Below are 13,807 nucleotides of genomic sequence, written 5' to 3' on the forward strand. Positions count from 1 at the left end.
TTGCTATACCCTATGGCAAATATTGCTACGTATTATACTATTTATTATATTAAAGAAATAAATCACTGGCTCCATAAACATGTGGCATACGCCACGGAGCCATGCAGCTTGCTGCGTCTACTACAACCCATAATAGAACAGACATCCTACTATCTACTTCGCTCGCTCCTTACGTAGCATCGCTAGTATATACAAAGCATATCTATTAGACGCACTCCGTGCAAAGGTCTCGCCAACGGCGTCTATAACATTCAAAATAATACTATGAATAATATGAAGAAAGAATGAATAAAATGAGGGGGAATATTAGTAATATATGGAGGGTAAAGGGGGAATGTGTTGTTATGCTTTTTCATCTTGACTAACAATGCTATCATCAAAGACGCACCAAAGGTGCAAAGTCAAAAGAAACGCACCAGAGGTGCATGACGCACGAAGGAGAGGATAACCTAACGATTCCCTCCCTCCGAACAAACCCTCTCTCATATCATTCGCCTGTTTAGACTAGAGCATTATGGATTTATTCCAATGACGTTTAACAGTAGCAATCCCCAGCCCTAATTCCTCACTCACAGCTTGCTGTGTCATTCTATTAGCTTTACAACGTTGCACATCCCTAGTTGTAGAGCCGTCTCCCGGTCTCCCTTTATACACGCCCCTATCTTTAGCTAAGGCTATTCCCTCTGCCTGACGCTGATTGATAAAGCCTCTCTCAAGCTCTCCTACAGCCCCTAACATGGTAATCATGAATTTACTGACAGGGTTATTACTGAATGTCATATTGGTATCAATGAAGAATACAGACACATCCTTCTCTAATAAGCTGTCTAATAGAGTGAGTAGGTCTTTAGTGTTACGTGCCAGACGGTCAACACTCTTGATGCGTACAATATCCCCAGCCTGTACATCATCCATCATCTGACGCAATGCAGGACGCTCTGTATCTTTACCTGAGAGCCTATCAGTATAGACGCGTTCACATCCCTCCAGCGCTACAAGCTGACGCTCTATATTCTGTTCCTGTGTTGATACACGTACATAACCAACGATAGCCATACATCACCCCCACTAATTAGACAGAGGAATCATATCAGATATTAATGAAGGTATCACTAGGGTGTACTCAGTTGATGCTAAAATAAATATGTTGACAGATAGGTGAGAGGTTGATCTAGTTATTGGTTGGCTAGGGATAAAGAGAGGGGAAATAATTAGTGGGGTGGGTCTGCTGGAGGTGCTAAGAGGGGGTATACCGGGGTGACTTCTATGCATAAAGCCACTTAAAAATATCTCACAGAAATTATGGAGTAGCCGGAAAGACAAGCTGATTGTTTTATTACGTCTGAAAGCAAAAAAAGCCCCCATATAGAAAGCATAGGGTCAGCTTACGACAGAATGCTTTCTATATGAGGGAATCCTTAAAGTTTGCCTTTGTAGCGTTCACGCAGTTCTTCTATTTTGCGTTGATAGAGTTCTTCTCGTTTATGCTTACGTCTGTTAATCCACATAGTAATTAATATCTTCAAAGGGGCAATCCCCAGCGAAATGAGAAACACATCAAAGGCCGTTACAACTGGAGAGGACATTAGCGTCTCCCTTCAAGGGCTTCTATACGCTGAGTTAGAATACGAATTGTTGCCAGTAATGTAGCTACAGACATATTTCCAATTTGAGCGCCGTCAGGAATAACAGCATTCATAAGGGCTTGCCCATTACAATCTATCGGATAGCGTAGGAAGAATTCATGCCAGATAATATCATTAATAGCAGTTTCAATTTTTTCAAAGTTTCTGTTAATGGCTCCAATGGAAGAGAGTTCATTAGACAGGTTGCCAATGGCTGTAAGTTCAATACTCATATACTTATTGTTGTCCTTTCCATATGAATTTTACAAGAGCTAGTTTTCCCTCTGCGTCATAGAAAGCTGCTGCTATTCCAGCCTGTACGAGCCTGTCTGTGAATGCTTGCAGTGATGTAGGGGAGGAGAATCCCATATTAGCTCTATCACGGAGATTATTAGCGTCAAGGGTTCCTATAGATTGAAGTCTACGTGCATATTTAATATGGTGTCCATTAAAGGGCAACCCTTTTTCCCTAAATATACCCCCTAGCTGACTAGGCGACAATAAGGCGTTCTTCATAAGAATTAACCTCTTCCATAAAATCCGTTAATAAAGACCACCCATGTTCACTTAGGCTGGCGTGAAGCATTTCGGCTTCCCCTTCCAGAAATAAGAATAGGTGGAGGTCATCCCCCACCACATCATTCTTTTCTGCGTATGAGATAAAAGCCTCATGCATTTCTTTATCACGAACGGTAACACGAACTACTTTAGAATTAGCGCCCATTCACTGAATTCTCCGTAGGTGCCGCTTCTTTTACGCCAAACATTTCAGCTTCGCTTAGTTTGAAATATTTATTGTAGTCGTTGCTGCCATCCAAATGAGCACGCATCATAACGCTCTTGTTAATCACAGGGGCTAACTTACGTTGTAACTCTCCAGCCTTAGCACGTACGCCGGGATTATTTTCATATCCTTTAGCTGGGCGAAACTCAATAGTGCTACCTGTCCAGATATATTGTAGCGTTTGCTCTGCTTTAGCTGTTTCAGGAATATTAGCAGCGGGATTAGATACGCCGGCAACCATTCCAGCCATGCCAGCGCCAAACGAAGGAGCAGCCCCTACCATAGCGTTCCCTTGTTCCCATTCTTTTTGGACAGCGGGTACAAGTTTTTCAAGGTAGTTAACAGAGATGACAATCTTGACGCTTTCAAGATTGCTCTGGTCAATGCGTCCGCCCATCTTCTGATAATCTAAAAAGGAAGGGTCAGCTAAGTAATCAACTACTTCATTATAATCTTTTGGATTATTATGAGCGCCTGAGAAACTACCTACGCCTTTAATAAGCTGATTAACATGCGTCTGCAATTCGTCAAAGGTGCCTTTGGGGTCATTAATAGCTGGGTTCTTATTCTTAAGCCCCTGAGTAACATCTTTCAAGGAACCTGTATAAGCTTTAGTGCTTGCTTTCTCGTCCGGGTCATCAGTCAGCGGATTGGTTGGCGTACCACCGGAAACACTATTCTTCTTGAGATAGCTAGCCATGTAATCGCCATACTCACCAATAAGAGCCGGGTTGGTAACTCCTCCAAGAAATTTACCAGCGGCAATAATGCCAGCCATTTTAGGGTCTGACATAAACGGGAGGGCAGATTTAGCTTCTAAGGTGTCCAGTTGCGTCTTCAATGTATCAGCGCTAATTTGACCAGAGAGAAACTTATTACGAGCATCGATAGAATCAAAGATGGGTTTAGCAATACTATCCGCATAATCACCACCTACAGCACCACGAATCTTTTGCATCTGCCCCATAAGCTGGTCTTTCAGTGCGTTACTCTCAGCTAGCGCTTGCTCATTGTTAAGCTGTCCAGCCGCTAATCTCTTCTGAATATCTGCTAATTGGGTTTGTGTATGCTGATAAGCGTTATTACCAAAATCTGCTAATGATTGCTGGGCATAAAGTTTATTCTTTTTCAGGGTTAAATCGGCTGCTGCATTAGCTCTCTGTACGCGTGAGGCTGCAATAGATTCTTGAGAGGCTTGCATTGATAGGCGCTGTTGCTGAATCCCTAATTGCTTAGAATAGAATTCCATCTCCCCTAACTGCTGTTGACGCTGACGATAGAGATTAAGGCCATTCTCTTGTTCTTCCTGCGTCATACCGGGAGTAATAAACCCCTGTGCTGTAGCTGTCTTAGTATCAGCAACAATCTGTTGGTCTACTGCTGTTCCTTCTGCAAGCGTATCACCTAAGCCAGCGGTTCCTGATAGCCCTTTAGAGAAGGCCGTGAGTTTCTCTGTTATAGCCGGGTTATTAGCTACCATAGAGCTATACAAAGCGCGCTGCTGGCGCTGAGCTTCTGATTGCTTTAATGTGCCTTGTTCTACTGCTGCATTAAGTGAGGTGATTTTCCGGGCGTAGTCAGACAGGGATTTATCCTCTAAACGTTGAGCAGCTTCTTTTTTAGCAACAGTTGCCCCCTGTACTAATCCACCAATCAAAGATCCTAGTCCCTGAGCTACGCCGCTGGATGCGATAGTTGTAGCCACGGAAGGTGCAGGGGCTGTTGCTTGCTGTGGGCGTGATGTATATTGATTAATGCCGTCATTACTGGTATCAAATAAATCCTGAGCCATAATATTCTTTCCTTTCTATTAATGTGTGAATTCGTTATTGGTATAAAATAAGCGCCCTTCATTAGAGCTAATCATTGTCTCTTCAATGAAAGAAAGTTCATCCATCAAAGCACAAATGGATTTAACTCCCGCTTTATCCTCTGTAAACAGGGCAGCCATTAGCGCCGTTTTGAGGGTTTCTTTATTGGTCTCAATAATAGAAAGGGTTGTTTCAAAGGAGGCATTATCAGGAATGCTGATTAAATCATATTTCATGTTTTTTCTCTTAGTTATTATTTACTTGTAAGTGTTTTGCAAATGAAGGAGCCAATAAAGAAACTGACAGGAGCAATCACAGGGGAAGCCATGAGGAAATAAATTGTCATTAGCGCATTACCTCATCACCCACGAAATCCACCTCGTGTGTCAGAGTGTCGTGACCACAATACAAACATGGTATCTTGCGCCATCCTGTATCTGTCCTTACTTCCTCTTTCCATTCGTTAGTTGTATAGCGGTAGACAATGTAAACATCCTGAGAGTTATACAAACCCTGTGAATTACAATGTGGACACTTCCAGTTCTTATACTTTGTTCTTACTTCTGCGTGACGTTCTTTATCAACATGCTCTAATGCTAAATCAATAACGCCTTTAATAATCTCCCCAGAGTTGTATATACCACTCAATCTCTGAATGCTTTCCTCTGGAAACCCTTTAATCTTAATCTGGCGAGCTATTGAATACATGTTCTGAATCTTTTCAATCACCAAACCTTTATAAGAGAATATGCAATATCCCCCTCTGGTGTTGAAGTAAGATTCACCATCATCATATCTGCTTAATCTGCGTTTCTTTGGAACTTTTTTATTGCTTGAAATCTTTGGTGCGCTGAATAAAGCCATCTATAATACCCTCATTATAGGGCGTCCTTGCCCGTTCTTTTTTATTATTCTGCTTTATCGCCAGAGAGTGCTTTAGCATATTCTTTATAATTATGGCGTTGCTCTGGTGTGAGTCCGGGAAGTTCATCAATCATTTTCTGAATCTTCGCCGGGTCTTCCCATTGAGCAGCATCCATAATGCGATTTATCAAACGGGCATCCCCATCTGACATTTTCTTCTTAAGCATATCCATCCACATCTCCCTAGCTGCTGGGTCGTCCTTAAACACAGACATAGCTGTTTGAGACATCTGAGCCATATATTCCCATTCATTTGCACGAGTGCCCTCAGCAACAAGAATGCGTGAAGTCTGGTCAAATATCTCTTGTACATCTTCTTTCCGTGTTTTGTACGCGCTAGCAAGTTTTTCAGTTAAAGCCCAATTAACTTGCCCATCTTGTACAGGGAGACCTATTGCAAGAGCGAATGCCTCTGGAGTTGAAATATCACCTGCCACCAGTTGTCCGGTAGCTGAATATACTTTGCGATATTCCAGAGCCATTTTAGCTTTAAGGCCATTAGAGGTACCGCTGGCAAGGTTAGCTACGTCTTTCCAGAGTTGACCTAATAACTTAGGCTGCATGTTATCCCCCACTGGCATAACACCTACAAGCTGTCCAACTGTGCGCAGAAGGTTAGTAATGCGTGGATTAGAACCAAATATAAGTGAGCCAGAAGGGGACTCAGTTACCAGTGAGACAAGCCCACTGTTCATTGCTTTATCTAAAAACTCTACAGCACCAAACGCGTTAAACGGGTTTAATGAGCCAAAGTCAATACGGCTTGCATCGCCAGTTACACCACGGATAAAACCGTTAGCTGCTGCGCTGATAAGGCCATGAGTGATGAGTTCACGTGCGAACGGGTCAGACGGTAAGTCGTCGCTGAACAGGTTGTAAACATCTTCAGTCCCAAAACCAAACAACACAGAAGCACTAACGCCCATCCCTACACGATTCTTAAGAGGAATGGCCTTGTTAAACAGGAAGAGTTGAGCAAGCTTGATTGGAACTTGTAAGTATTGCGTAACGAATGAAAGCGTATTCTGATTCATAGCGAGGTTGCCGCTACGCCCAAAGTTACCTGTAAAGTTACGGGACATATGAATTACATCGTCTAGCTCTGCTTTGGTAAGCGCTTTGCCTCCTTTGGTGGCGTCAGTATAGTGAGCCATGAAGGAGCCAGCTTGAACCATGTATTCACCAGCATCAAAACCAATCTTACGAGCGCCAGCAGTAACAGCACGTCCGGCAGTGACCGGGGCTTTTACTACTTTCTTGAGCTTGCTATCTCTCACTGCTTTCATAGAGCGTAAGGAAGAATCCGCGGTTGACTCTACTAAGCCTTTAGCAATGTCATGCTTACTAATACCTTTTGTAATCCCGCTCTCATCCATAGCTTTCATCATTGCTTTCCACTCTTCCTTGCTGCGTCCAAAGGTCTTGTACACAGCTTCCGGGAGATCTTTTCCAGCAGATAGATGGTGTGTGATGAGAAGGAGATTGTCTCCAATCAGACGCGGGGCGTAAGAAGGGAAACGGGTTGCTAACAGAATGTTCTGGGAGCTTTGCAGCACCAATTGGCGGAGAGGACTAAGAGCAATCATGAGGTTAAACGAAACGCGTTTAGGGATGTTTGAGGGGCTAGCTTCTGAGCCTTTGCGTGCTATTTGCTCCAGCTTACCAAAGCCTTTCTCTCCTAACATCTCAGCGACGTTATTCACCACTGACTTATAGCCATCGTCAATCAAATTGGTGTAGCCATTTTCCATTGCACGAATATATTCAAATGTAGCCCTGGCGTCTGCTGCTTCTTTAGAGGTTCCTTTAATCTCAGAAACGTTAGACGGGTATCGAATGCGTCCATCCTTTTTAGGGAGAACATCTGAATAGGTGGCAATGAGGCGACGCTTAGAAGTTTCTAGCCAGTCACGATATGAGATACGAGAACTCACAGCGTTAATACTGTTTAACATGGATTCACCGGGAGATTCGATGTGTACAGCATCGGTCTCAAAGTTACTTCCAAGAGAGTCTTCTAAACGCTTACCACGGACACGCTGAGAACTAAGACCGCTTGCTGTGTGAAGCTGGGTATTAGCTTTCTCGTAATCCTCGCCTTTCAAGTCATTACGTAGACGATATTCGCCCCCGTTGGTAGCTGTATAACGCCCGATAGCCTTTTGCGCGGAAGGAATATCTGGTGCCGTTGCTACAGCTTTCCATATTTCATTACCGTTGCTGTCTTTGAGAGGTGCGCCATTCTCATCAACAAGCTTACGTTCAATGAAATGAGGGTCTTTATACCGTACTGCATAATATCCATGACGGTAAGACAGTATTGGTTCACCCAAATTAAGTTTGCGGATGTAACCAGAGTTAGGGGCGTTATGGTTAATTACATATTGAATAGGGGTTCCATCAATATTTAATACATCAGCCGTTTCTGCCACTGACGCATTACGCCCATACATTTCAGAAATCTCCTGCTTAGACAATGTTTTCACTTCATCTGTTACAGGGTCATAGGCTTTAATATCTGCTGCTACCTGATTGCGTGGAAGAGGTTTAGCTATAACATCAAAGCCAGAATCTTTATGCGTTAGTTTACCGTAGCCACGGTTGATATAGCTCTTAACTAAATCCGCGTTAGTTAGGCTCCAGAGGGTATCTTGAGTCTGACGGAAAGAAAGCAGTCCGGCAATTTCCTCTGTATTAAAACCTTCCGCACGGAGACCAGTTTCAGTTAATGCCTGTCCTTTCAGGTTGGCGGATTTAATGCGCTGCTCCATGACAAAATGTCTTTCAGGAGAGACACGCTTCATAGCCTGAATAAATGGCTTAGAGGCGTCCAATAGCTTCTGGCTCACTGCGTCTGCTTTAATATCACCTAACACAGCCCCTTTAAGGAACTCAGGGGAGAACATAGAGGCCGGGTCGATTACCTGAGAAGTGAGAGAGCCTTGACCTGTTTTTCCATTGGCAAACTGAAAGCGGTTAAAGACATTAAGAATGCCGCCTACACCAAACTTCTCAAATTGTTCATCTCTCAAATCACCAGAGTTATATTCATAACGCTGTTTAATCTGTAAGAGATAGTCACCTTTAATCTGTGTATTATTCCCTTTTAATAAAGCATCCTGTGCTTCACGTCCAACCGGAATATAATCATCACCGCTACGCACTAGAATAGTAATATCACTCTCATCTACGCCATATTTAGCCAGCGCATATTGAGCCTGATTAAAGGCATCTTGAACATTAGACCATCCTGAATCCGTTGGCCCATACACAGCAGAGATATTTAAACCTCCATCCATGCTCTCAGCAATAGAGGTCATTTCTTTGCGGTTAACCATCCCTGTAGCGTTCTGAAAATCGTTAGTGACGTTAGCGGCTAATGCACGTTTCTCACGCTGAGAGATATGTGGGGCTGCGGTATTAACAGCAATATCCAACATATCAGTATCAGCCATAGCAGCCATATCACTAGAAATCTCGGGACGGCTTACCTTGCTCTTAACTCCACCGCCTACAGAGGAAGGTTGAGGGGCTAGGTCATGCGCTATAGCGTCCTCACGAGAAGTGCCATATAGATTGGAGGCTACGTCTCCTGATTCATCTGCATCAACAGCAGAGTGTAATGCACGGGCTTTAGTTGGGTTAGCATCCTTGATAGTCTGAGACGGCGATGTAGGTTGTACATCAGAGGCAATGAAACGGCGTTGCCAACTACGAGCTAAATCTGTTGCCTCTGTAGCTACCTCAACCCCCTCTGCAACTTTACCCGCCTTACCAACTGCACGTGCGGATTTACTAATTACACTGCCAATACCAGTGATATCCAGTAACCCAAAGATATTGTCTACAACCTTGTCAGTTACCGTATAAGTGCCATTCTGAATAACCTGCTGGAAAGCTTCATAGTTTTCTTGATCAATACTGTCTGGAAGCAGAATGGTTTTACCATCTTTATTCATTGCTGTTGCAATGGTTTCAAGGGCTGCTCTACGATCTTCCATAGGGAGATTGTTAAAATCTTCTGCAATCTTTGCCTTAGCACTTCCCGGCAAGAAGAATCCCTTTAATGCGTCAAGGCCACTACCACCCAAGCTGCGAACAGTTCCAGCGGTTTTAGCACCAGATACCAACGGGATGAGGTCTTCACCAAATGCCACCACATCAGGTGCAGCACTAACCGTGTCTTTCTGCTGCATGGTGTTAAGAGCTTTCTGTTGTTCACGCTGATAATTCAACACCTCGCCAATACTTGCTGCCCATACTCCGCGTAAGTCTGCCGCTTCTTCTGTTTCACCAGAAACAGGCTGAGTAGCTTCTTTAGTGGCAAGTAAGGCGCGTGGATTATACAGAGGGTTATTACGGTCATTCACGTTAGCAATAGCCTGTGCTTTCCATTCGTCTGATACTTCTGGATTAGCGAGGAAGTCAGCAGTAGTACGGCGATATTCATCCTGAGCCTGAACGGTGTATTGCTCTGTTACCTTCTTCATTGTCGGACTATTGCCGTAGTTAATCAGTTCATTATTGATTGTCTGGTAAGTGGCAATTTGCTGTTCAGGGTCGTTTGAGTTCAGGAGGGCAGTAACAGTTGCACGGTTTCTATTAGATGCAAGGGAGGTATCAGGCGGGAGAACTTCACCCACTGAATCTACATCCTGAAAATCATTAATTGAATAGCTAGGGGTATCTGTAAAATCATCCAGAGAGAAATCTTGCGGTTGCTGTTGACTCATGTCTGCCATAAATTAATGCTCCAGTGGGGTATGAATAATTTTATGAGGGAAAATGTTTTCCGGGTAATTTACGCGATATTTAAATTTAACGCGCTCCCCATCAAATAAAGAGGTAGGAACATAACTCAACAGATTAAAGGCCATAAGCCAGCCAAAGATCTCAGCCATTTCCTCTACATCAGTAACACCTGTCTTTTTACATACAGAGAGATAGCTGACAGAAATGTCACCATAGCGATTTGCAAGGGATGCTAAATAGGCAAATACGACACGATGCGTCATAGGGAAATCAATTGTCTTTTTCTCAAACTCAAATCTAGCGATTGAGAAGATAGACCAGATGCGGAATGGCTGATAGGTGCCTTCAAATAATGTATTGCTCATAAATGTTTTCTCTTTATTAAAATTGTTCTGTCTTTGTGTCTGTCTTCAAGGCTTCAATAATCTTCTCTACAATGTACACCTGAGAGCTTTTACCTTGTTGATTAGCAGTCTTGATAAGCAGCTCAAACACTTCTTTAGGCATTTTTAGAAACATTGTAAACCTCGCATGTTCAATTAATAAGAGCGCCTCTCTTTTGAGAGACGCCCTTTTGATTATTTACCTTCGCGGACACTCTTAAAAAAATCAATTGCATCGCGTACATTGCGCATTGGCTGCGGTTTATGCGTTTCTTTATTACGTCCAGTGATAAGGTCTACCCATTCCTGTTTAGAAAGATTGTCTACGCTTTCAATCCCATCCAGAGGATCAAAATAGTCTTTAGCCAATTCTTTCTTGTTGTCATGAGAAAAGAATTCCTGTGCGGCCTTATTATCAAAGCGCCCGTATTGGTCACGGAGCGGGGGAGCCTCATTGGTGGATGTATTCTGTTTCTGAATGTCTGCCGCCACTGCTGCGGAAGCCTCTTCCTCGGTCATGCCTTGTTCCATTAGAGCACGTACAATCTTCATAAATTCTTCTGCGGTATAAGCCATTATATTTATTCCTATTTATTATTATTATTAGTTGTATACGGCTTCACGAATATCAACAGCTTTGTCAAATAACTTACGTAGGGTTTTATCCCACAAACTTAATTCCAGATTCTCAGCGCTAGAAATGAATCGGCACGTCTGCGTAGAATATAGTTTAAACCCTAAACGTTTAGATAGTTCATCTTTATCCAGTTGATAATCACTATCTGGTTCACACCATTTATCATAACCATCCAGCTTACGAATATCTTCTACAAAGTTTTTAAAGCAATACCAACGGCAAGTGACTTGTACGGTGTGATAAGACTTGTTTCGAGGGTTATCCCCATAAACACGGCTAATTAGGTTGTACCACAATGTATGCTCTTTTTTAGTGTAGGAAAAACTCTTTGGATTTGCTCCCCAATAGCCCACCCCTCTAACATGAGGCTCCATATAATCTCTAACGCTTCCACTTTTAACGTGCGTCTGTCTGACTTCTGTTTCATATCCAGTATTCAGAAATCTAATTCGATGAATGGCATTACCTCTTTTATCTCGAGAAACATTACTTTCAATAATTGAGTAGGCGTGACCAGAGTTATTAACATGAATTTCAGGGAATAATTTAGACATAGCTGTTTCCTTTTCTTATTGCGGCAATATGCCGGTTTCTTATTTGATAACGCTATTAAAGGCTGAGAGGAGGGAGGAGAGGCAAACTAATTCGTAGCAAGTGAATAGTTCATCAGGGGCAACCTCTCCAACAGGGGAACAATAGCGACGCTCATAAAGGGAGGGAGAAATTCCCGTTATGAATAATGCCTCGGCAATCCGTGTAACATGCTCATCAGGCAATGACGGATATTTCTGAGAGAGTAGGGAGGCAATACCAAATGCGCTATGTGCTATTACTTCCTCTGTGGAGAGGATGCGGATGCTATTTTCATTATAGTTCATAAGATGCTCATAGAAAGGTCGGCTTGTTAAGCCATACGTTTAATGGATGAAAAGATAAAACCTCTTAGAACGCGTCTGAGAGCGTTTTAGAGGGTGTTTTAATCAATGTCAGAGAACAGATTAAATTCATTGTAGAAATGGGAGGAAGGATGTTCAATTACTGGTACCTGACAGCCAGTCTTGTATGCTCTGGAAATGCTATCATCAGGGTTAGTTGCACATCGTGTAATTCTGTCCGGTATTACCAGCTTTTGACCAGCTTCAATACCGTTAATACATTCCATCATTTCCTCAATGTCCATTAGTCTTTATACCCCAGCATTTTCAGAAGGTGTTTAACTGTACCCACATTGAATTCTTTACCATGACTAGTAAACAAGCCTTTATTGTTAAGTACGTTTGCCATCGCTGTTTCGCCATAGCCAAATTCTAAAAGACTCTCAACGATGGGACGCATCTTGTTATAATATTTCTCACGCGCATTGGCTCGCGCCTCAGCCAGTGAACCGGATGGGAAGTTTAAATTGCTCATTGTTATTTCCTACAGTGTTAATTTTAAAATGGCTGACACTGCAATCATGAGGATAACTATTCGCCATGTTAACCAATCCAGTGTCAGAAAATATTTAATGCGTTGTTTATTGTCATTGATGAATTTCAGCATAAGTGAGTATTCTTAAAGTGTAAGGAATACAGCCAGAGGATTCAGGCGACCAAACCTTCCTCCTCCATCACCGGGCTGGGTTAGAGCGGTTAGGCTGTATTTTATTAGGAGGGCTGAGAACATCACAGCAAGGGGGGGTGACATTCTCGCGCATATCCCTTATGCGCTGCCCGTATCTGTTATGAATGAAAGAATAGAATTAGGATGACGCAGAGAGGGAAAAGGTGATCACCAGCCATCTTTATCATAGCGTGTTATTTTGTCTTTCATCCCCGTTAAGTAATCATCGTCTTCTGGAGGCTCTTCTTTAGTCTCACGATTCATCATGTTTTCCAGAATCTCTATAACTCTGTCAATGTGAGACATTAAAGAGTCTTTCATGCGCAACACTACTGAGTTTGATCTTTCTTGCGGCGCATTAAGAATGCGTAACGCTCTCTCTAGAGGTGTGCAGGAATATAGGTTGCTGTCATAAGCCCTGTTTTCCTTTCTCACCAATCCAGCATCTATCAAATCATCTAGCGTGTTTTGAACAGTACGCTTTGAGAGCGCAAATAAATCTGCCATTGTACGCAGAGAGGGAAAAGCTTGTTGCCCGGCTTGTTGCCAGCCCAGCAGGTACATATAAATAATTTTATGATTTAGGGAGAAAGCCTTGCTTCTACCTTGCACAACTAGCGTCTTAATCTTTGCTAGGTCGTGCGGAATCTGCGTGAATTGCATCTGTCTGTTCTCCAGTATGTGAGGGAGATAAGGATTGTTTGATAAAGCGAGTCATTAATGTTTTAACAGAGGTGCCTCTAGCCGTAGCTTCTTCCTTTAACTGTTCAAACATTTCCTGCGTCATGCTAAATCGCATTTCAACGGGGTATTTATTCATAAGTGTTTGCTCTCTATTTTACTGACATATTGCTAATATTTTATATCCTATATGTATATACACTCTTTTGGTAACAACCAAAAGACAGTTGATTTGAAAATAAATTTTTACTTTTCTGTAAGAAGGGGGGGACTACTGGAGCCAGAAAAGGTTCTCTCAGGGGGGGGTATAGCAAATCTTGCCATAGGGTATAGCAAAATTTGCCACGTATTATATTATTTATCATATTAAAAGAATAAACATAGGAGATTGCACGGAGTGCGTCTGTTAGAACCACTCCCCCCTTACCCCCACTGGCCTCACGTCCAGTTCTTTAACTCCATTAACCATCTTACATCTTGTCGTGTCGTTCCTTCGGAACTCACTCCAATATACTTCTAATATTTATCCCCTTATATGTATAAACACTTTGGGAAACCAGAGTCCGAAAGTTTATTTTTCAATTATTTTTTAACTTACTGATTTTAAA

The 13,807-nt window shown here is 42.6% G+C and carries 13 protein-coding genes; all 13 read right to left on the reverse strand.

Going from position 1 to position 13,807, the window contains the following annotated elements; translation table 11 throughout:
* Nucleotides 1-504: 504 nt before the first annotated feature.
* Nucleotides 505-1,056 (reverse strand): recombinase family protein, encoded by a 552-nt coding sequence (locus GTGU_RS17640; protein WP_038160051.1) that lies wholly within the window; start codon nucleotides 1,054-1,056, stop codon nucleotides 505-507.
* Between the two features lie 362 nt (nucleotides 1,057-1,418).
* The gene (locus GTGU_RS25825) at nucleotides 1,419-1,586 is read right to left on the reverse strand and encodes a hypothetical protein (protein ID WP_156964207.1); all 168 of its coding nucleotides are present in this window, start codon (nucleotides 1,584-1,586) and stop codon (nucleotides 1,419-1,421) included.
* Nucleotides 1,586-1,858 carry a hypothetical protein gene (locus GTGU_RS17645; protein WP_038160053.1) on the reverse strand — a complete coding sequence of 91 codons (273 nt, stop codon included), beginning with the start codon at nucleotides 1,856-1,858 and terminating at the stop codon, nucleotides 1,586-1,588. The genes GTGU_RS25825 and GTGU_RS17645 overlap by 1 nt, the downstream gene beginning before the upstream one ends.
* Before the next feature lie 257 nt (nucleotides 1,859-2,115).
* Nucleotides 2,116-2,349: a hypothetical protein gene (locus tag GTGU_RS17650; RefSeq protein WP_038160056.1), complete on the reverse strand. Its 234-nt coding sequence runs from the start codon at nucleotides 2,347-2,349 to the stop codon at nucleotides 2,116-2,118.
* Nucleotides 2,339-4,201 carry a hypothetical protein gene (locus GTGU_RS17655; RefSeq protein ID WP_038160059.1) on the reverse strand — a complete coding sequence of 621 codons (1,863 nt, stop codon included), beginning with the start codon at nucleotides 4,199-4,201 and terminating at the stop codon, nucleotides 2,339-2,341. Before GTGU_RS17655 ends, GTGU_RS17650 begins: the two co-directional genes overlap by 11 nt.
* Nucleotides 4,202-4,219: 18 nt before the next feature.
* Entirely contained in the window at nucleotides 4,220-4,456 is a 237-nt protein-coding gene (locus GTGU_RS17660) for a hypothetical protein (protein ID WP_038160062.1), read from the reverse strand.
* Nucleotides 4,457-4,565: 109 nt separating this feature from the next.
* Complete coding sequence (locus GTGU_RS17665) at nucleotides 4,566-5,084, reverse strand: hypothetical protein (protein WP_038160065.1); 519 nt, start codon at nucleotides 5,082-5,084, stop codon at nucleotides 4,566-4,568.
* A gap of 44 nt (nucleotides 5,085-5,128) precedes the next feature.
* Nucleotides 5,129-9,886 carry a hypothetical protein gene (locus GTGU_RS17670; protein WP_038160068.1) on the reverse strand — a complete coding sequence of 1,586 codons (4,758 nt, stop codon included), beginning with the start codon at nucleotides 9,884-9,886 and terminating at the stop codon, nucleotides 5,129-5,131.
* 3 nt (nucleotides 9,887-9,889) lie between these two features.
* Nucleotides 9,890-10,261, reverse strand: coding sequence for a hypothetical protein (locus GTGU_RS17675; protein ID WP_038160071.1), 372 nt, complete (start codon nucleotides 10,259-10,261; stop codon nucleotides 9,890-9,892).
* A gap of 213 nt (nucleotides 10,262-10,474) precedes the next feature.
* Nucleotides 10,475-10,855: a hypothetical protein gene (locus tag GTGU_RS17680; RefSeq protein WP_038160073.1), complete on the reverse strand. Its 381-nt coding sequence runs from the start codon at nucleotides 10,853-10,855 to the stop codon at nucleotides 10,475-10,477.
* A gap of 27 nt (nucleotides 10,856-10,882) precedes the next feature.
* Nucleotides 10,883-11,470 (reverse strand): hypothetical protein, encoded by a 588-nt coding sequence (locus GTGU_RS17685; protein ID WP_038160075.1) that lies wholly within the window; start codon nucleotides 11,468-11,470, stop codon nucleotides 10,883-10,885.
* Between the two features lie 625 nt (nucleotides 11,471-12,095).
* The gene (locus GTGU_RS17690) at nucleotides 12,096-12,326 is read right to left on the reverse strand and encodes a hypothetical protein (RefSeq protein WP_038160077.1); all 231 of its coding nucleotides are present in this window, start codon (nucleotides 12,324-12,326) and stop codon (nucleotides 12,096-12,098) included.
* 360 nt (nucleotides 12,327-12,686) lie between these two features.
* Entirely contained in the window at nucleotides 12,687-13,181 is a 495-nt protein-coding gene (locus GTGU_RS17695) for a helix-turn-helix domain-containing protein (RefSeq protein ID WP_038160084.1), read from the reverse strand.
* Nucleotides 13,182-13,807 lie beyond the last annotated feature (626 nt).

Source organism: Trabulsiella guamensis ATCC 49490 (genome assembly GCF_000734965.1).
Classification (GTDB): Bacteria; Pseudomonadota; Gammaproteobacteria; order Enterobacterales; family Enterobacteriaceae; genus Trabulsiella; species Trabulsiella guamensis.